The sequence below is a fragment of the Aureimonas endophytica genome (assembly GCF_014642635.1).
Taxonomy (GTDB): Bacteria; Pseudomonadota; Alphaproteobacteria; order Rhizobiales; family Rhizobiaceae; genus Plantimonas; species Plantimonas endophytica.
Genome location: NZ_BMIQ01000001.1, coordinates 611,868 through 630,305, shown reverse-complemented (window position 1 = coordinate 630,305; position 18,438 = coordinate 611,868). Strand labels below are relative to the sequence as shown.

At 67.4% G+C, this 18,438-nt stretch carries 18 protein-coding genes, 1 tRNA gene and 1 pseudogene; 11 read left to right on the top strand and 9 right to left on the bottom strand.

Annotation, left to right across the window (positions count from 1 at the left end; translation table 11 throughout):
• The first annotated feature begins 57 nt into the window (after positions 1 to 57).
• On the top strand, positions 58 to 927 hold the full coding sequence (locus IEY14_RS03200) for a glycoside hydrolase family 191 protein (protein ID WP_210318261.1): 870 nt from the start codon (positions 58 to 60) through the stop codon (positions 925 to 927).
• A 140-nt stretch (positions 928 to 1,067) separates the two neighbouring features.
• On the opposite strand, the gene IEY14_RS03195 is transcribed toward IEY14_RS03200, so the two are convergent.
• Both IEY14_RS03195 and IEY14_RS26370 read right to left on the bottom strand, forming a co-directional pair.
• Positions 1,068 to 1,445, bottom strand: a complete 378-nt coding sequence (locus IEY14_RS03195; RefSeq protein ID WP_188906748.1) for a hypothetical protein — start codon at positions 1,443 to 1,445, stop codon at positions 1,068 to 1,070.
• Positions 1,446 to 1,779: 334 nt separating this feature from the next.
• Positions 1,780 to 2,761: pseudogene (locus IEY14_RS26370) on the bottom strand (tyrosine-type recombinase/integrase); the annotation flags it as partial.
• Between the two features lie 29 nt (positions 2,762 to 2,790).
• Here IEY14_RS26370 and IEY14_RS03185 point away from each other — a divergent pair.
• Positions 2,791 to 3,057, top strand: a complete 267-nt coding sequence (locus tag IEY14_RS03185; RefSeq protein ID WP_188906747.1) for a hypothetical protein — start codon at positions 2,791 to 2,793, stop codon at positions 3,055 to 3,057.
• 191 nt (positions 3,058 to 3,248) lie between these two features.
• Here the strand turns inward: IEY14_RS03185 and IEY14_RS03180 are convergent, their stop codons facing one another.
• A complete protein-coding gene (locus tag IEY14_RS03180; protein ID WP_188906746.1) occupies positions 3,249 to 7,685 on the bottom strand; it encodes a peptidoglycan-binding protein in 4,437 nt (1,478 codons plus the stop codon).
• A gap of 285 nt (positions 7,686 to 7,970) precedes the next feature.
• On the opposite strand from IEY14_RS03180, the gene IEY14_RS03175 reads away from it, so the two are divergent.
• Positions 7,971 to 8,144 carry a hypothetical protein gene (locus IEY14_RS03175; RefSeq protein WP_188906745.1) on the top strand — a complete coding sequence of 58 codons (174 nt, stop codon included), beginning with the start codon at positions 7,971 to 7,973 and terminating at the stop codon, positions 8,142 to 8,144.
• Positions 8,145 to 8,507: 363 nt separating this feature from the next.
• On the top strand, positions 8,508 to 8,927 hold the full coding sequence (locus IEY14_RS03170) for a hypothetical protein (protein ID WP_244639276.1): 420 nt from the start codon (positions 8,508 to 8,510) through the stop codon (positions 8,925 to 8,927).
• A gap of 57 nt (positions 8,928 to 8,984) precedes the next feature.
• On the opposite strand, the gene IEY14_RS03165 is transcribed toward IEY14_RS03170, so the two are convergent.
• The 4 genes from IEY14_RS03165 to IEY14_RS03150 form a co-directional block, all read right to left on the bottom strand.
• Complete coding sequence (locus IEY14_RS03165) at positions 8,985 to 9,395, bottom strand: hypothetical protein (RefSeq protein WP_188906744.1); 411 nt, start codon at positions 9,393 to 9,395, stop codon at positions 8,985 to 8,987.
• Between the two features lie 308 nt (positions 9,396 to 9,703).
• Positions 9,704 to 9,940 carry a hypothetical protein gene (locus tag IEY14_RS03160; RefSeq protein ID WP_188906743.1) on the bottom strand — a complete coding sequence of 79 codons (237 nt, stop codon included), beginning with the start codon at positions 9,938 to 9,940 and terminating at the stop codon, positions 9,704 to 9,706.
• A complete protein-coding gene (locus IEY14_RS03155; RefSeq protein WP_188906742.1) occupies positions 9,937 to 10,146 on the bottom strand; it encodes a cold-shock protein in 210 nt (69 codons plus the stop codon). Before IEY14_RS03155 ends, IEY14_RS03160 begins: the two co-directional genes overlap by 4 nt.
• Before the next feature lie 164 nt (positions 10,147 to 10,310).
• Positions 10,311 to 10,382, bottom strand: a tRNA-Thr gene (locus tag IEY14_RS03150).
• Between the two features lie 117 nt (positions 10,383 to 10,499).
• Between IEY14_RS03150 and IEY14_RS03145 the strand changes: the two genes are divergently transcribed.
• The 3 genes from IEY14_RS03145 to IEY14_RS03135 all read left to right on the top strand — a co-directional run bounded on the left by IEY14_RS03145 (position 10,500) and on the right by IEY14_RS03135 (position 14,072).
• On the top strand, positions 10,500 to 11,702 hold the full coding sequence (locus tag IEY14_RS03145) for a fumarylacetoacetate hydrolase family protein (protein ID WP_188906741.1): 1,203 nt from the start codon (positions 10,500 to 10,502) through the stop codon (positions 11,700 to 11,702).
• Positions 11,703 to 11,780: 78 nt separating this feature from the next.
• Positions 11,781 to 12,692: a ribokinase gene (rbsK, locus tag IEY14_RS03140; protein ID WP_188906740.1), complete on the top strand. Its 912-nt coding sequence runs from the start codon at positions 11,781 to 11,783 to the stop codon at positions 12,690 to 12,692.
• A gap of 60 nt (positions 12,693 to 12,752) precedes the next feature.
• Positions 12,753 to 14,072, top strand: a complete 1,320-nt coding sequence (locus IEY14_RS03135; protein ID WP_188906739.1) for an MFS transporter — start codon at positions 12,753 to 12,755, stop codon at positions 14,070 to 14,072.
• Between the two features lie 6 nt (positions 14,073 to 14,078).
• Here IEY14_RS03135 and IEY14_RS03130 read toward each other — a convergent pair whose 3' ends face one another.
• Both IEY14_RS03130 and IEY14_RS03125 read right to left on the bottom strand, forming a co-directional pair.
• On the bottom strand, positions 14,079 to 15,449 hold the full coding sequence (locus tag IEY14_RS03130; protein ID WP_188906738.1) for a sensor histidine kinase: 1,371 nt from the start codon (positions 15,447 to 15,449) through the stop codon (positions 14,079 to 14,081).
• Positions 15,446 to 16,111: a response regulator gene (locus IEY14_RS03125; RefSeq protein WP_188906737.1), complete on the bottom strand. Its 666-nt coding sequence runs from the start codon at positions 16,109 to 16,111 to the stop codon at positions 15,446 to 15,448. Before IEY14_RS03125 ends, IEY14_RS03130 begins: the two co-directional genes overlap by 4 nt.
• A 154-nt stretch (positions 16,112 to 16,265) precedes the next feature.
• On the opposite strand from IEY14_RS03125, the gene IEY14_RS03120 reads away from it, so the two are divergent.
• The 4 genes from IEY14_RS03120 (at position 16,266) to rirA (ending at position 18,420) form a co-directional block, all read left to right on the top strand.
• Complete coding sequence (locus tag IEY14_RS03120; RefSeq protein ID WP_188906736.1) at positions 16,266 to 16,772, top strand: hypothetical protein; 507 nt, start codon at positions 16,266 to 16,268, stop codon at positions 16,770 to 16,772.
• A gap of 99 nt (positions 16,773 to 16,871) precedes the next feature.
• Entirely contained in the window at positions 16,872 to 17,330 is a 459-nt protein-coding gene (locus IEY14_RS03115) for a hypothetical protein (RefSeq protein WP_244639350.1), read from the top strand.
• Between the two features lie 106 nt (positions 17,331 to 17,436).
• Positions 17,437 to 17,847, top strand: coding sequence for a peptide-methionine (R)-S-oxide reductase MsrB (gene msrB / locus IEY14_RS03110; protein WP_188906735.1), 411 nt, complete (start codon positions 17,437 to 17,439; stop codon positions 17,845 to 17,847).
• A gap of 108 nt (positions 17,848 to 17,955) precedes the next feature.
• Positions 17,956 to 18,420: an iron-responsive transcriptional regulator RirA gene (gene rirA / locus IEY14_RS03105; RefSeq protein WP_188906734.1), complete on the top strand. Its 465-nt coding sequence runs from the start codon at positions 17,956 to 17,958 to the stop codon at positions 18,418 to 18,420.
• Positions 18,421 to 18,438: the final 18 nt, after the last annotated feature.

The following is an 18,438-nucleotide window of genomic DNA, read 5'->3' as shown; positions in this document are numbered from 1 at the left end:
GCAGGTCGGGCGTCCGGACCGGGCGCCCGCCATCCGATGTGCCGGAGTTCGAGGAGTGTGAGCATCACGCGACGCCGATTCACCGCAGCGCTCGGCCTCGGCGCCGTCTTCGGCCGGGCCGGCGCCAAAGCGGCGACGGTCCGGCCGGCGCTGCCTGCCATGCTCCGCTGGGCGGTGGACTACGGGCCGGCGCCGGACCCGGATCTTGCCCCGCGCTTCGATCTTCTCGTCCTCGAGGCCGATCACGGGCACGATCTGACGCGGCTGCGAGGCGAGGGGCGCCGGGTCCTCGCCTATCTCAGCCTCGGCGAGGTCGCCGACCAACGGCCCTATGCCGAGGACCTGCGGCGCCTCGGCCTCCTCGGCATCCGCAACGTGCATTGGCCGGACGCCCGCTACATCGACCTGCGCGATCCGCGCTGGACGGCGATGGTACTCGATCGCCTCGTCCCGGCCCTGCTCGACCTCGGCTATGACGGCCTCTTCTTCGACACGCTCGACAATGCCGAGGCCATGGAGCGCGCCGACCCGATCGGCGCCGCCGGCATGGTCGCCGCCGCGATCTCGCTCGTCCGCGACATCCGCCGGCGCTTTCCGTCAGTGCTTCTGATGCTGAACCGGGGCTATGCGCTCCTGCCGGAGGTGGCCGGGGAGATCGACATCCTTCTCGCCGAGGCGATGGCCGCCCGCTGGAGCTTTCGCGACCGGCGCTACGAGCGGATGAGCGAGAGCGACTGGACCTGGCAGGCCGAGCGCCTGCGCGCCGCCCGCGCTGTCCATCCGGCGCTGCGTCTCGCGACGCTCGACTATTGGGACATGGGCGACACCGCCACCGTGCGCGACCTCTATGCGCTCGAACGGCAGGACGGCTTCTCGCCCTATGTCTCCATGCTGGCGCTCGACCGGCTCTATCCCGAACCGGCCTGAACGGCCGATGGCCGCGCCTCGACCCACGCGGTCGCGGCAACGCCATCGGGGCCCGGCCGGGACAACCCGCCGTTGCCGCCCCGCAGCCGCCGGTCGCCGGGATGGCATGCGCGGCGCGACCGCGCCGCATGCCGACGGGTTCAGCTCTTCGAAAGCGTCAGCGGATGGGTCTCGCCGCCTTCCTGATAGATATAGGCCATCTTGCCTCCGGCCGGCGCCTTGAGCGTCACCAGACCCGTGCCGCGACCGACGCGGAACGACATGGTATCGCCACTGACCTTGAAGCTGGAAACGGCGTTCATCCGGCCGTTGTAGTAATAGGTCGGCGAGCCGCTCCCCGAGATCGTCACGCGCACCGAATTGCCGGTCGCGAACTTGCCGGACCAATCGCCGACGAAAGCCGACTGGGCGCTCGGCGCGGCGGTCGCCGCCGTGGCTCCGGAAGAAGTTCCGGACGTGGTGTTGCAGGCCGAAACCAGGAGGCCTGCGGCGACAAGTGCTAGGGCGCGACGGATCATCGGGGATTTCTCATCTCGAATGGCGGGACATTCCGCTACGGCATATCAGCGGAGGTCACGCCGATTCGACAACCGCGCTTCCCGGGTGAATAGCTTCGAGACGCGGTTTGTTTGATGGCTGGACAAAGGGATCGCACGGCCGTGCAACCCATGCGATCCGAACACGCTCAGGGATCGATTCCGCTGCGTCGCCGAAAGAACCGGAATTCGACGACCGAGCAAGACTTGGACGGTGCCGGTTGAGGGGGACTGAACCCCGACCTTCGGTTTACAAATAGAATGCCATACCCTGCCGCATAGGCGTTTCAGCGTCCCATGTCGCATCCATGTCGCGTCAGCCCAGCAGAGCGGCCTCGGCAGCAGCCATTTCGTCGCGGTCGTCACCCTTCGGAAAGAGGTGGCTGTAGCGGTCCATCGTGAGCGCGATCGTCGAGTGGCCCATGCGATCCTGGACCGTCTGCGGCGGCAGGCCGAGCCCGCCATCTTCCTTGCGGTTGATGCACCAGGACGCGAAGAAGTGCCGGAGTGAGTGCAGGCCCGGATATTTCGCCACCAGCATCGGGTTGCCGTCCGCGTCCTTCTCGCCGCTGTCCATCGTGACGCCCGCCCGGATTAGCGTCGGCTGGAGTCCGCGCTTCAGGATGTTGCCGTGCTCCTCCACCTTGCCGGCACTGTTCGGGGAGGCGAGGCCAAGTTCACCCTTAAGGCAAGCCAGCTTCCATTCCTTCAGCGCGTTCACGACGATGGGCGGGATCGGTACCGTGCGCTCGCCCGACGTGGACTTCGGTGCTCCGATGACCTTGAAGCGATCTGCGCGCTGGTGAACCTTCAACTCGTGCTTGGCGAAGTCGATATCGGTCCAGCGCAGGCCGCGACGCTCAGAGGCGCGCAGGCCGGTGAATATCGCCGTGAGTAGGAGAGGGCGCCAGCGCCCCTCCAGAGCCCCTACGATCGCTTTCACCTTATCACGGATAGGGATTGTCCACCCCAACCTTCAGACGGCCCTTATGGCGCTTCTCCTGGCGTTCGTCCTTGCCCTTCCTTCGACCCCGGATATCGCGCACGACATTTCGGGCCGTGAGGCCACGTTCCTGCGCGTCGGCAAGGAGAGTCCCGAGGCTGACCAATACTCGCCGCGTCATGGCTTGCGATCGGCCAGCCTTCCGGAGTTCATCCTCGAAACCCCGGATGAGCGGCATGGTGAGAGCGGACAGCTTCACCGCGCCAAGATACTGTACGATGTGCAACCGAACGTGGCTCTCGTAGCTCGCGATTGTGGACTCTTTCAGCCTTGCTGCCTTGCAGCTCTTGATCCACGGCGACCTATCAGACGCTCAAGATCCACGTGCAGCAGGACCGCAAGAAAGGCGTCGTGCTGGACATCGCCGATATCGCGGTCAGCATGACCAAGCGCTTCTCAGCCGTCCGGACGAAGACGCTCGCCCTTCATGTCGAAGCCGCGCCCTCTGTCGCGGTCGCCACCGCGGCCAAGGTCGAGAAGATCCTGCGCAAGGAAATCGCCGACATCGTTCGCGACCTCGCCGACGGGAAGATGGTGCCGATTGGCGCGCTCATGGACGTGGATCACGCCGACGAGCAGCGCCGCTGCTGACTGCCCAGGCTGGCGCTCGCCCGCCGCTTGCCATTTTCGCTTGGGGTGACGTCCGGCAAAGATGCTCCGCGGTAAGGACTGAGGCCCGCTCGCATCGCCGATCCGAAGCGGTGTCGGCTCATAGGCGTCTGACCGTCGCATCGTCGCCAAGGCCGCCGGTGGTGGGAACGACCGGCGGCCGGCGCACGGCCTCACAGCTTCACGTCGGCCGTCGGAAGCGGTTGCGTCGCCGCCGTCTTCGCCGCTTCCTCCATCGCGCGGCGATGCGCGAGATGGTCAATCAGGCGCGTTGAGAGGGTCGTCGTCGCCCCGCCGGGAAGTTCCGGCTCGCCGCCGAACTTGGCGATGCCGAGCATGTCGACGCGAGCCGCCAGAACCGGACCGCAGGCATTGAAGTCGGTGGATGCGGGAAGGCCGAGATCGAAGGCGAGCCTGTAGATGCGCCGGGCGATGAGCGCTTGCCGGATCGTCTCCGGCGAAGAGCCAAGCTCCTCGCCGCCGATCGTCTGGAGGATGGGCGGGCCTTTCAAGAGCGGCATCTGGCGCCAGTCGAGAAAATCGGGCGCGCCGCCGCTCGTGCAGTTGGAGAGATCGGCGCTCCGGCCCCATTCGTGCCGGCCGGCGACGGAGGGCTCGCCGTATTTCTTCGTCAAAGCGTTCCAGAGCGGCCCTTCCGCCACCGAGCCCGCCGGCATGTGGAGGGTGCGGGCGATGCCGTAGACCTTGGCCGGCAGCAGCGTCGGACCATAGAGGACGCTGATAAAATCCGTCCCGTCCGCGCTGATATAGAGACGCGCCGCTTCGCCGACATCGGTCGGCCCCCGCGACTCGCCTTTGATCTCCAGCACCTGGCCCACCGTCATGTGCTGCTCGATGAGCCTTTCCGCCTCGTCCTGGGCCAGCCCCAGCGTCAGGCCGACGATGTCCAGCCGGGCCGACGGGACGGGCTGGCGTTCGGGCACCGGCTCCACCTTCGAGATCGCAAGCTGCGGCCAGGGCTTGCCGGCCGATTTCGGGTCCTTGTACCAACGCACCTCATCCGGCGCGGCATCGAAGGCGAGAAGAGCGCCGTCGCCGTCCCGCACCTCGCCCTTCTCGACGCGGCGGAGGACGAAATCGAGGACGAAGCCGGAGAACTGCGCGCGCGCGGCATCCGGCACGGCGATCTCCGGCAGGGGCATCAGCGCGGCGGTCCGATCCTTGCGAAAGGGGCCGCGCAGGGCGATGACCGAGCCGCCGATCGAGCGTGGTGGTTCGCCGCCATTGGCTTTTGCATAGGCTGCGGTCTGGGCGGCCTGGAACGCCTGCCGGGTGATGCCGAGCGTTTCGAGCACCGGATCGTAATCGGACGACATTCCGGCGATGTCGGTCGTGAAGCTGACCGAAGCCGCCTGCGAGCGCGTGAACACCATACGGAAGCGGTTCGGCAGGGCAGCGATCCGCTGGACGGTCCAAGCCTTGAATACCGGCAAAAGGCGGTTGATCGCGGCCTCGTCGAGTTCGCCCGTCGCCGCCGAGAAGAAGCGGCCGTAGGGGGAAAGGTCGAGCCGCTCCACCGGATCGTTCGACCCCTGGCGCTCGGCCTCGATGCGGGCCGCGAACAGCCAGCGAAGCGTTGCGTCGTCGAGGTCGCGCCCGGTCTCACGCAAGGTGACGAGCGCCATGGTCTCGTCGTTCAGCGGCATGATCGGCGGCGAGACGGCGAGCCGCACCGTCTCCGGCGTCGCCAGCGACGGGATGGTCGCGAGAGCGCGATCCGCATCCGTGGCGCGGCGCGCCAGCACACGCCGCTCGGTCTTGACATCGACGAGCAGCATTTCCTCGGCGATCATCGCGAAGCGCAGCTGAGACGGCGAGCCATTCGGCCGGGACAGGGTGGCGACCTCCGCCGGCCGCACCTTCAGGAGGGCGGGGAAGACACGGTTCGCGCTGCCGGCGACGAGCCTCCTCGCCGCGTCGGGCGCCATCGGCAGGAATTGCAGGAAGCCGTTATTGGCGATGCGTACATCGAAGCGCTGGGCGTCGAGCATCGGCGCGCGCGTATCTTCCCGCGTCGTGAGAGCGAAGTCGCGGATCGCGAAGCCCTGCCGCGTCTCGTCATATTCGCCGAGGGTCGCGACGCCGGAAAGATAGAGATCCCTTCCCGGTCGCGGCAGCGAGACGCCGAGCTTGCCCCGCAGCGTCTGCATGACGCCGTTCCGGTCGAATTCGTTGGCCTCCCGATAGTCGCGCGTGTCCTGCAGGATCGACTCGATCTCCGCCTCGGCGCCGCTCTGCCGTGCGCCGAGCGCCAGGAGATTCCAGCGATTCAAAGGCTGGCGGTCGCCGACCCTGTCCGCGGGGTCGATGCCGTCGTCCGGCAGGGCCGGGGCCTTGGGCGCCGCCTGGCGCAAGGGGGTGAGGTCGATCTCCCGCACCAGCCGCCGCAGTTGCGGGTCGAGATAGAGGGCCAGCCGGACGACCTTGCCGGAGAAGCGCGCGTCGGCATAGCCGTGGCGCAGGGCCTGGGGCAGCTTCTGAGCCTCCGCCAGGGAGTTGACATAGGATTCGATCGGGCTGGCCACCGCCGGCACGTCGCCGCTGGCGGCCTCGAAGGTGATCGCGGCGAAGAGCGTCGGCTGCCGGTCGCCGGCCTGCCGGCGCACGGCGGCCAGGAAGTCGCGCGCCGGCTTCTCCGCCATTGCCACCTTGTCCGGCAGGGCGGCGAGATCCGTCCGGAAGGCGAGCCGGCCCTTCGCCCTTGCATAGGAGGCCGCGCCGCTGCCGCCTTCGGAGGGCAGGAGAACGACTGGGCCGCCGGTGCCGGCATCCTTCGTCTCGGCATAGCTCTCTTCGAGGCGGAGCGGGAAGGCGCCTTTGTCGAAGTCGTAGGTTCCCATGCGGAAGGGAACGGTGAAGCGGAAGCGCACCGGCAGTTCCGGCGCCATCGCGACGAGCCGCGGCAGATAGGTGTCCCGGAACCCGTTTACCAGTTCGCGGCGCGCGAAGACGTCCATCTGGCCGGGCGAGATGCTGTCGAGCGTGTCGGCGAGGCCGAAACCTGGATGACCGTGCGGAAAGAGCTGCTTGTACTGCGCCGGTTCGAGGAAGCACCAGGAATAGAGGTGGATCATCGCCGGCTCTTCGGCGAGCTTCGGGTTCTGCCGGAGGCCGCGCAGCATCAGCGCCCGCATCAGGCCGGCACTCGCCTCCGGCGTGGTTCCGCTCTCGCGGAACTGACCGCGATAATCGGAGCCCATATTGGGAAGAAGCAACTCGCCGTCGGCCGCCGGAACGCCGAGCAGCGTCCAGCTCTGCAAGGCCGAACTCGGCCGAGGCGCGGCCGGGGCGGCGTCTTTCGCCACGGGCAGATCGGCGATCAGGGCGCCGATGCGCTCGCCGGGCTTCGGGTTCGGATAGTGGACGGAGAGCCGTTCGATGGCCGCCGTGGCCTTGACATTGGGCAGGCGGCGCATCGGCGGAATGAAGACGCCGCTCTCCGCGTCGCTCGCGCTGAAATCCGTCAGCTTGAGACGCATGGCGACGGCGATCAGCCGGTTGCCTTCCAGTCCCTTCACAAAGCTCTTCGCCTCGGCCTCGGCATAGGGCAGCCGGTCGATCGGATACCAGCCGTCGGCCTCGACGGTCAGCGCTGCATGGCGGCCGCTGGACACGACCTCCATCTCGGGCGCCAGACCCGAGACGGCCGATCGCGAAGCGGTCTCGCCGAGCGGGAAATAGCCCTTTCCGAAGGCATAGGAGCCGAGCAGCAGATAGCGGACGCGGACGACGGTGAGCGGCGCATCCGTCGCCTCGGCCGCGAGGATTGTCTTGAACCGTTCGAGCGCCTCCCCCTTCTCGAACTCGTCGCCTCGCGACACCTGATCGAGCAGGGCGGCCATCTCGGTCTGACGAAAGTTGGCGTAGCGATAGCCGTCCAGCCAGAAGCGCAACAGGTCCTTGTCGTCGAGCACCTGCGGCGCCTGCTTGACGATGCGGCGGACGATCTCATGCATCAGCGACGGCTCGCCCGCTGTCACCGGATGCACTCGGTTGTCGTCGAAATCGTAGACGATGGTCGTCGCGTCGCCGGCATCTTCGGGCCCGGCGCGCCCGGCACCTGGCGGGGCGGCGCCCGGCCATGTCGCATCGTCCCAGCCGGCGGTGGAGGCTCCGTCGCCGGTCGCGTCGAAGCCCTTCCCCTCCGCCGCCGGGCCATCCATATCGTCGGCGACGGCGTCGTTGGGCACCCCCGCCTGCAGGCTGGCGAGCTGGCCCTCGGTCACGAAGCCCGTCGCGGGCGCGCCGACGCTCGCCTGATAGCGCTTGATCGCCTCCCGGCTGCCGCGCCCCAGCGCGCCGTCGATCGGACCGTCATAGAGGCCGAGCGACCGCATCGCCGCCTGGACGCCGCGGCGCGTCCGCAGATCCATCGCCGGTTCGCCGGCCGCGGCCGCGTCGCGCCGCGCGGCCGGGCCGTCCCGCCGGACCGGCGGATCGATATAGCGGCGTTCGCGCACCGGCGGGTCGATATAACGACGTGTCCCATGGCCCTGGTTGCGGGCGCCCTCCAGGATGAGGCCGAGCACGTTGTCGAGGCTCTGCGCCCGCGTCGGCAAAGGCACCGCAAGTACGACCAGGCCGATCAAACACGCAAGGACGATCGAAATGCTCCGAAAGCGTGTATTCATTGTATCGCCTTACGAATAGCCGGAGATCGAAACTCTGGAAGGGGCTCGATCAATTTATAGGTTCGCTTCTTTCCTTACGGCAAGCACTATCAAAGTGAGCGCACAGGAATCGGGCCGAACCGCGCGCTCTCTCGAATCGGCGGCCGCATCGAGGTCTGGAATGCCGTCCCGCCGGAAAACGGATGCAGGGAGCGGCGCTCGGGCCGGTTCGTCCTTCCGAAGCCGCGCCGCCGGGCGCCGGCCATGCCGGAGAACCTGCGGACCATCGTCGCCGAGTCAGAGAGCGTCGTGGTGCCGACCTCGCGTCGGCGGCGGCCGGGTGATACCCATGCCGGGGCGAACCTGCGCGACATCCTTCTGCAGCACGGCGGGATCTATCAGGCGATCGTTCACTGCCTGCACCCTTCATCCTCGTAGAAGGCCAACGACGCTTCAACATCGCCATCTATCTTGGCAGTATCGGCCGTTTCGAGAATTCCCCTGAGCTTTGGCTGACGGAACGGACGTAGACGCAGCCTTAGGTACAGCTCTCCGTAAGAGGGTTCTCGCTGCGCACCGGCAGTCAGGTAGCTATTTCGGGTGCTGGGAATGTGCCTTCGTCTGACGATCTCGCGCGAGGTCAGACGGAATCGTCGTCCCAGTCGACGTCCACTGTGTCCTCTGGCAGAAACAGAAAGGACACTCGAAGGCTATCCAATGTCGAGGTGCAGTGACGGTCCAATGACCGTGCTATGCTCCGCGGAATCACCTATAGTAGACCGTAAGTGCCTGGGGCTTTCGATGTTCAGCAAGTTGATTCTGACTTCCGCGGTCATGCTCGCAACCGCGACTTCGGCCTTTGGTCAGGCCGATGTTGTGATGTCACCGAACAGCCGACGCCCGGCGCTTCTCGACGAGTACACGGCGTTCATTGGCCGCGACGACCTCTATAGTTCTAATGGAGAGCGCCTGACGAAGGCGGGCCAGGTCCTCCGACAGGATCGAGCGAACTTTCACCTCTACGGCATCCGCCAACGCGGCGACATGAGCGACTCGTTCTTCGAGTCCAAGGGGAACCGCCCGATACTGGAAGGAATGCTCGCCGCCGGCCGTATGTCGCGCGAGGCTGCCTCAGCAATTGTCGCTGGAGGAGCCTTCGTGCGCGTTCAGATCTGGGGCTATGGCAACACCGGCGACTACATCCGCGTTGAGGTGGAGTAGCTGTAGAAACGAAACCCCCGCCGAAGCGGGGCCAATTCGTGTCAGGCAGCGGATCTGTCAGGGCGAAGTGCCCGCTGCAACGCCGAACCACCTTATCAGCAATCCTAAGGCGCCGACAGTCAGGCTTGCCATGACCAAGCCTGTCCCCACAAACTGCCAGTATCCAAGCTTGCTCTCAAGCGAACCTTCGAGTTTGCTGACTCGACCATCAACTGTCCCAATTCTCTCGTTGATGCGTCGTTCGCTCTCGGACAGATCCAACTTTGTAGCCATGTTGCGATCAATGCTGTCCAACCGTGTCTCGATCTTTCCGAGCAAGACCTTGATATCGGTCATGTCGTTTTCGAGTTTGGCTACGCGTGGCTCCATGTCGTCATAGTTGCCTCCTCCGCCCGCAGGCGGCAAGTGGCCGCCGCCTCGAGCTCCTCCTGTGTTGTCGATTGCGAGCTGCGGACTCTGTCTTGCCATGTCAGTCTTCCAGCGTCCTCTCGTCTTCCATGAACGTAAGAACGAGGCTGCAATTGGAGCACTGGAGGAGTGTTACAGGCCATCCAAACCCCTGGGTTGGGCCTGTCAGCAGCATTGGTTGTTGAGGCTGATCGAGGATAGCAGGACGGACGATCGTTTGCATTTCATGGTGTCCGCAAAACGGACATCCTTTGCGACCGGGTTTTTGTCGCGCCATGATGCGGGCCTCGATATCGTTCGCTCGCTTGAATTCCTCTGCTTCGCGTTCTGGAGAGTGCCGAAACCTTCGATTGTCATCGGACATCCGTTCAACCCTTATCCCTCATCCGCCGCCCGTCCTGGGTCAGCCGCACCCCGCCGATGCCGTGCCATCCGAACGAGACCGTTGCCAAGTCGAGATCGATCAGCCCGAACGCCGTAGCCAGCATCGCATCCGACAGGGTGCGCATCGGCTGACCGATGCTGTCTTTGTGCGCCCAGCCATCGTCGAGCCGGTCAAGCATGAGGATCTGGCGGGGCGTGAGGTCGCGGAAACGCTCGGTCATCCAAGCCGCAGATTGCCAGCCGACGTCTTGTTCCGGCGCTTATCATCGATCAGGTCGTAGGAGATAGCTTGGCCGTCCGCCAAGCTGGAAAGGCCGGCCTGCTGCAAGGCCGAGATATGCACGAAGACGTCGGGGCTACCGTCGTTGGGCTTGATGAAGCCATAGCCCTTCTCGGTGTTGAACCACTTCACTGTTCCGTCGGCCATGTCGCATTCCATGTCGCATTCCATGTCGCATGGAGTAGCCGAGTGTGCCGGGAAACCGTTGGAAATCAAGGGTAACAGACGGCAACATGGTGCGACATGAAGTGCGCTGCCAAGCGCCGCATCATGAGATGCTAAGCGGCTGGAATCGTTGCAGGAGTGGACGGTGCCGGTTGAGGGGATTGAACCCCCGACCTTCGGTTTACAAAACCGCTGCTCTACCGCTGAGCTAAACCGGCGTCGCGAAGCGAAATAGCACGAAAATCGTATGAGGGGAGCCCGGAAACACGCCGGAGGCGGTTGCGCTTCGCAGCGACGGGCTTATTGCCTCGCTCGGCAAGGGCAGGGAGGTTGGCATGGCGGGCGACAGGACGAGGCAGGCCGTGGAGGCGGCACTCGCGGCGACGGGGCAGCTGGCGGAGGCGGAGGGCGTCAGTCTCGTCGGCCGCGTCTTTCTGCCGGATGCGGGCGGTCCGGCGGTGGTGCGCGTCTCGGGCGGGCGGGCCAGCGACATCAGCGCCGCCTTTCCGACCGTCGCCGATCTCTGCGAGACGACCGATCCCGCCGCCGCGCTGCGCGAAGCCGCCGGCCGGGATCTCGGGCCGATCGCGCCTATCCTCGCCAACACGCCGCCGGACGCGCGCGACGCCGGCCGACCGCATCTCCTCGCGCCGGTGGATTTCCAGGCGCTGAAGGCGGCTGGCGTCACCTTCGTCGTCTCCATGCTGGAGCGCGTGATCGAGGAGAAGATCCGCGGCGATGCCGAGGCCGCGAAAGGCGTGCGCCGGACGATCGAGGACCTCATCGGCAACGATCTGCGACGCCTGCGGCCCGGCTCGCCAGAGGCGGCGCGCCTCAAGGCGGCGCTGATCGAGGCGGGGGCCTGGAGCCAGTATCTGGAAGTCGGCATCGGCCCCGATGCCGAGATCTTCACCAAGGGCCAGCCGCTGTCGGCGGTCGGCTGCGGCGCCGATATCGGCGTCCATCCCGCCTCCACCTGGAACAATCCCGAGCCGGAAATCGTGCTCGTCGTCTCGTCCGAGGGCACGGTCGTCGGCGCCAGCCTCGGCAACGACGTCAATCTGCGCGATGTCGAAGGGCGCTCGGCGCTGCTCCTCGGCAAGGCGAAGGACAACAATGGCGCGGCGGCAATCGGCCCGTTCATCCGCCTGTTCGACGAGCGCTTCTCGCTCGACGACGTGCGCGGCGCGGAACTGTCGCTGACCGTCGACGGGCCGGAAGGCTACCGGCTGGAAGGCCGGTCCTCCATGGCCGAGATCAGCCGCGATCCGGCCGATCTCGCGGCGCAGGCGATCAACGCCCATCATGCCTATCCGGACGGGCTCGCGCTGTTTCTCGGCACGATGTTCGCGCCGATCCAGGACCGCGACGAGCCGGGGCGCGGCTTCACCCACAAGGCGGGCGACGTCGTCACCATCGCCACGCCGGCGCTCGGCGCCCTCGTGAACTGCGTCCGGCCGACCGATGCCGTCGAAGGCTGGTGGATGGGCGGGCGCGCGCTGATGCGCAATCTGAAGGCGCGCGGCCTACTCGGCTGAGGCGCCCCGACCCTTGTTCTGCCGGGCGCGATCATGGAAAATCGTACCGGCGCGACCCGTTCGCGCGGAGGAGATGAGATGACGCCACGCATCGCCGTGATCGGCTCGAACAACATGGATCTCGTGACCTATGTCACGCGGGTGCCGGAGGCGGGCGAGACGATCGAGGCGCCGTCCTTCGAGATCGGCTTCGGCGGCAAGGGGGCCAATCAGGCGGTCGCGGCCGGGCGGCTCGGCGCTTCGGTCCTGATGATCACCAAGGTCGGCGACGACAGTTTCGGCGCGGAGCAGATCCGCAATTTCGAGGCGAACGGCATCGACACCCGCCATGTCGGGCGGGTCGCGAACATGTCCTCCGGCGTCGCGCCGATCATGGTCGAGCCGAACGGCGAGAACCGCATCATCATCGTGAAGGGCGCGAATGCCGAACTCTCGCCCGCCGATGTCGATGCGGCGGAAGCCGAGCTCGCCACTTGCCGCCTGATTCTGCTTCAGCTCGAGACCTCGCTGGACGTCGTCTATCACGCGATCGAGTTCGGGCATCGCCACGGCATCGAGGTGCTGCTGAACCCGGCGCCGGCCGCCGCCGATCTCGACCCGGCGCGCATCCGCGACGCGACCTTCCTCGTGCCGAACGAGACCGAACTCGCGCTGCTCACCGGCATGGCCGTGACGGACGAAGCGAGCTGCGAGGCGGCGGCGCGCAAGCTGATCGCGGCCGGCACGCGCTGCGTGATCGTCACGATGGGCGCGAAGGGCGCGCTGCTGGTCGAAGGCGAGAAGGCGGTGCCGATCCGCGCCTTTCCGGTGGAGCCGGTGGATACGACGGGCGCCGGCGACGCCTTCATCGGCTCCTTCGCGCATTTCTACGTCTCGACCGGCAATGTCGAGGCCTCGTTGAAGCTCGCGGCCCGCTATGCCGCGCAATCGACGCTGAAGCGCGGCACGCAGAAATCCTATCCGACGGCGGAGGAATTCGCCGCCTTCTAAGCGGCCCGGCCCGCGCCAGATAGGCGGAAACGCCTATGGGGACGGGGAGGGAGGACCGCGATGGAGCCAAGCGAGGGCGCGATCGGCGAGCGCACGATCCGGCGCATCAGCCTCAGGCTGATGCCGCTGCTGATGCTGATGTATCTCATCGCCTATATCGATCGTCAGAACATCTCCTTCGCCAAGCTGCAGATGGTGGGCGATCTCGGGCTGAGCGAGGCGGCCTTCGGCCTCGGCGCCGGCCTGTTCTTCATCGGCTATTTCCTGTTCGAGGTGCCCTCGAACCTCATCCTGGAAAAGGTCGGCAGCCGCATCTGGTTCACCCGGATCATGGCGACCTGGGGCCTCATCACCATTCTCCTCGGCTTCACCAGCGGGCCGGTGATGTTCTACATCCTGCGCTTCCTGCTCGGCGTCGCCGAGGCCGGCTTCTTTCCGGGCGTGCTCTATGCGCTGACGCTCTGGTTTCCGCAGAGCCATCGCGGCCGGATGATCGGCTGGTTCATGATCGCCAGCGCCATCGCCAATGCCGTCGGGGCGGCGATCGGCGGCGTGCTTCTCGATCTCGACGGGCTGCTCGGGTTCCGGGGCTGGGAATGGGTGTTCCTGGCGACCGGCGTTCCGGCTCTTCTTCTCGCCGTCGTCGTGTTTCTGATCCTGCCGGATCGGCCGCAGAAGGCCGCCTGGCTGCCGGAAGAGGAAAAGCGCTGGCTGGACGAGACTTTGGCGCGCGAGCGGGCGAGCCAGCCGGGCGTGCCGCACGAAAATCCCCTGAAGGTGCTGCTCGATCGCCGGGTGGTGCTGCTGGCGCTGCTCTATGTCGCCTTTCCGCTCGCCGCCTATGGCCTCAGCTACTGGCTGCCGACGGTGGTGAAGGGCTTCGGCGTCTCGAACACGGTGAACGGCTTCCTCAACATCATTCCCTGGATCGTCGTCGCCTTCGCCCTTTGGTGGGTGCCGCGCCATTCGGCGAAGACGGGGGAGACGACCTGGCACATCGCTGGCTCGGCCCTGCTCGCGGCGGCGATGCTGGTCGCCAGCACGATCGTGCCCGGAGCGGCGCTGAAATTCTCCTGTCTCTGCATCGCCGCCGCGGCGATCTTCGCCGGCCAGCCGGTCTTCTGGTCGCTCCCGCCGACCTTCCTGTCCGGCGCGACGGCGGCGGCCGGCATCGCGGCGATCAATTCGGTCGGCAATCTCGGCGGCTTCGTCGCGCAGACCGTCGTACCGGCGATCCGCGACTGGACGGGCAGCGATCTGGCGCCGATGCTGTTCCTGGCCGCCTGCCTCGGCGTCGCGACCCTCCTGGTCTTCGTCGTGCAGGGGCTGCTTGGGCGCCGGGCGAAAGCGGTGCCGGAGCCGGTCGCGCTCCGGCGCTGACGGGCATCAGCCGCGCGCGGCCGGCAGGCGCAGCGTCGCCGAAAGGCCGCCGAGGCCGGATCGGGTGATCGCCAGCGAGCCGCCATAGAGCTCGGCCAGTTCGCGGGTGATCGACAGGCCGAAGCCATGGCCCGGCTGCATCTCGTCGAGGCGCCGCCCAGGCACCAGGGCTTCCGGCACCTCGTCCGCCGCGAGGCCCGCCCCGTCGTCCTCGACCCGGACGATCAGCTCGCTTCCCGCCGGCTCGGCGGCGACGCACACCCGCGAACGGGCCCATTTGAAGGCGTTGTCGAGAAGATTGCCGAGCATCTCGTCGAGATCCTGCGTCTCGCAGGCGACGCGGAGCTCCGGCGCGATCTCGATCGACACGGCATGGTCGCGCTCGCGATGGATGCGCGACAGGACGGATAGAAGATCGGCGGCGCGTTCGCGCAGCGGCACGGCGGCCCGGGCCGAGCCGCCGAGCGCCGCCGCCCGCGCACGGGCGAGGTGATGGCGCACGCGCCGATCCATGTCCTCCACGAGATGCCGGGCCGTGCCGTCGGGGTCGCGCTCCGCCGCCGCGAGCGACAGAGCGAGATCGGCGAGCGGCGTCTTCAGCCCATGGGCGAGATTGGCGACGTGACGGCGGGCGCGTTCCAGGCCGGCCTCGTTCTCGCGCAGCAGCGCGTTCAGCTCGGCCGCCAGCGGGCGGATCTCGCTCGGCTGATCCACCGGAATGGCCTCGGCCCTGCCGTCGCGCACGGCGGCGAGGTCCTGCCGGAGCGCCTCCAGCGGCCGCAGCCCGTAGCGCACCTGCACCCAGATCGCGGCGACGAGACCGATGCCGAGCGCCAGCATGGACAGAAGCACCGGCGTCAAGGCTTCGCCCATGGGGCCGGCGATCGCCTGACGCGGGGCGGTGACGACGATCTCGACCGGCAGGCCGCCGACATTGCCGGCGAGCCGGCGCGCATGAAGCCGCTCGTCGTCGGCGATCGCGACGGGCCGGGACCGGAGCGGCGGACCGGGGGGCCGCCGGCGGGGCGGCTCGGCCTCGTCGGGCAGAGGGTGCAGTGGCTCGGCGCCGAGCAGCGAGCCTGACAGGAGCCGCGCCTCGCCGCCGGCCTCCACCTGCCAGAACCAGCCGGGATTGCGCCGGTCGAAGGGCGGCCCGTCCACGGGATAGGCGAGGCGCAGGCTGTCGTCCGGGCCGCGCTCCAACCCGCCGAGGATCGCGGCGGCCTGACTGTCGAGTCGCTGGTCGATCTGCCGGGTGACGAAGCCCTGCAGCGCGAGGCCCATGGCGACGGCGGCCAGGAGCGTCGCGACGAGCGTCGCGACGGCGGCGATCAGCATCAGCCGGCCGCGCAGCGATTGCGGTCGGGGCAGTCTCATGGGGTTCCGGCCGTCAGCCGATAGCCGTGGCCGCGCACGGTCTCGATCCGTTCGGCGCCGATCTTGCGCCTCAACCGCGCGACGATGACCTCGACCGAATTGGAATCGACTTCGGCATCGCCGTCGTAAACGCGTTCGAAGAGATCGGCGCGGGCGACGACATGCTCCTTGCGCAACGCGAGGCAGGACAGAACGCGCCATTCGAGACCGGTGAGCCGCAGCGGCAACCCGTCGAGTTCGAAACTGCCGAGCTGCGCGTCATAGGCGAGGGGGCCGCAGACGATGCGGGTCTCGGCATGGCCATTGGCGCGACGCACCAGGGCGCGCAGGCGCATGATAAGTTCCTCGATCCGGAACGGCTTCATCAGATAGTCGTCGGCGCCCGCCTTGAAGCCCTCGACCTTTTCCGACCAGCCGTCGCGCGCGGTGAGGATCAGCACCGGCAGCGTCCGCCCCGCCTTGCGCCAGGCCCGCAGCACCTCGATGCCGGGCACGAGCGGCAGGCCGAGATCGAGCACCGCCGCGTCATAAGTCCCGGTGTCGCCGAGATGCTGCCCGTCCTCGCCGTTCGCCGCGTGGTCGACGGTGAAGTTTTCGCGCTTCAACTGCTCAGCGATCTTCGCGCCGAGCGAGGCATCGTCCTCGACGAGCAGGATCTTCAACGGGAACCTCCGGACGGGCTGAAGAGACGGGGAGATAACGGGCGGGCAGCGCTAGTCCACGCGGCTGAACCGATTCTGAACGGCACGGTTCAGGCGGGATTGGACGCGGCTCTGCGACAAGGGCGTCATCACGAACCGCAAAGGAGGAACCGTGATGGTGATCGACAACGAAGCGGGCGAGCCGGCGGCGCCGCGACCGGAGCCGGAACGGCCGAGACGTTCCATCTTCGGGACCACGGGCCGGCGCCGGATCGGACTCGCGACGGCGGGCGCCCTCGTTCTCGGCCTCGTCGCCGGCGGGGCCAGCACGGCGCTGATCGGCGTGCACCGCCATGCGACACTCGTCCTGCAACCCGCCGCCATCGCGTCGCTGGAAAACGACAGCCCGGCAGCGATCAAGGGGCAGGTCGCCGAGATCTTCGGCAACAAGCTGGTGGTGGACGACGGCTCCGGCCGGGCGCTGGTCGAGACCGGGCCGGAAGGCGAGGGCCGCAGCCTTGCCGCCAAGGGCGAGACGATCACCGCGCAGGGCCGCTTCGACCATGGCGTGCTGCGCGCCGAGATGCTGGTCGAGGCCAGCGGCAAGGTGGTCGATCTTGGGCCCCCGAAGCCGCCGAGGGGACCGCATCCCCACGGGCCGGCCGAACTCGCCCAACGCTGACGCAAACTTGCTCAGCGTTGACGCACAAAACTTGAGCAACCTTTCGGCCCGTAGTGCGCTTACTGAGCGCCTACCGGCTCCAATCTAGGAAAATCGAGTATGAACACGAAGCTTCTCCTCGCCTCCGCGATGAGCCTCTGTCTCTTCGGCGGCGCCGCGCTCGCCCAGAGCCAGACGCCGCCTCCGCCGCCGGCGCCTCCCGCCGCCGCTCCCAAGGACGACGCCCGCATGGCGGCGCCCGATGCCGGCGACGACGATCAGATGGGCCCTGCGGGCGATGAGGACATGGCCGACATGCCGCCCCCGCCGCCGCCCGGCGGTCCGCGCGATCACGGTCCGGGGCCGAAGGGCCCGCGCCACGGCATGGGCCCGCGCGGCATGATGCCGCCGCCGCCCCCGCCGTCGAAGGCCGCCCATTTCCGCATCCAGAACGGTCCGTTCCGCTTCGACGTGAAATGCGCCGACGACGAGCCGATGCAGGCCTGCGCCGACATCGCGGCGAAGATGCTCGACCAGGCGAAGTCCCTGCCGCTGCCGCCCCCGCCGCCGGCGCGCTGATCGACGGTCCTTCCGCCTTCGCCCTCCGCCGCCCGCCGGCGGAGGGCTTTTGCATTCGGGGGCCGAGCGACTACCTATGGTTCGAAACGATCGATGAGGTGAAACCATGGATGTCGCGAAGTTTCCCGTGACCCATACGGACGACGAATGGCGCCGGCTGCTGACGCCGGAGCAATATGCGGTCATGCGCCAGCACGGCACGGAACGGCCGGGCAGCTGCGCCCTGAACTACGAGAAGCGGGACGGCACCTTCTCCTGCGCCGGCTGCGGCCAGGACCTCTTCGTGTCGCGTCGCAAGTTCGAGAGCGGCACCGGCTGGCCGAGCTTCAACGATCCGGTGGACGGCTCGGTCGAGGTCTCCGTCGATCGCAGCTACGGCATGGTGCGCACCGAGGTCCATTGCAGCCGTTGCGGCAGCCATCTCGGCCATGTCTTCGAGGACGGTCCCCCGCCGACCGGCCTGCGCTACTGCATCAACGGCGTGGCGATGAATTTCGAACCGGAGGCCGCCGGCTGAGGCCGATCGGCGGAATCGCTCGATAGCCGACTTAATTTCGCCTTCAATTTCCTTGGAATCTTTCTAAGGTGGAGATGCCGGTCGATTCCGGCATCCTGGAGACGAGTGATGCGGCTGACGCGCCAGACCAATCATGCCATCCGCATGCTGATGTATTGCGCGATGCGCGGCGAGAAGCTCAGTCGAGTCGCCGAGATCGCGCTCGCCTATTCCGTCTCGGAACTGTTCCTGTTCAAGATCCTCCAACCGCTCGTCGAGGCCGGCTTCGTCGAGACGGTGCGCGGCCGCAACGGCGGCATCCGACTGCGCAAGCCGGCGGAGGCGATCACCCTGCGCGCCGTCGTGGAGGCGACGGAGGAGAACTTCTCCCTCGCCGAATGTTTCGAGCCGGGCGGCAGCGATTGCCCGCTGATCGGCAATTGCGGTCTGAACGGCGCGCTGCACGAGGCGCTGGAAGCCTTTCTGGAGGTGCTGGCCGGCTACACGATCGCCGATCTCGTGGCGGACAAGTCGGCGATGAGCCTGCGCCTCGGCTTCGCGCCGCCCGAATCGCGGCTCGTCGCCTCTCTCTGAGCGGCAGAGGCGACGGCA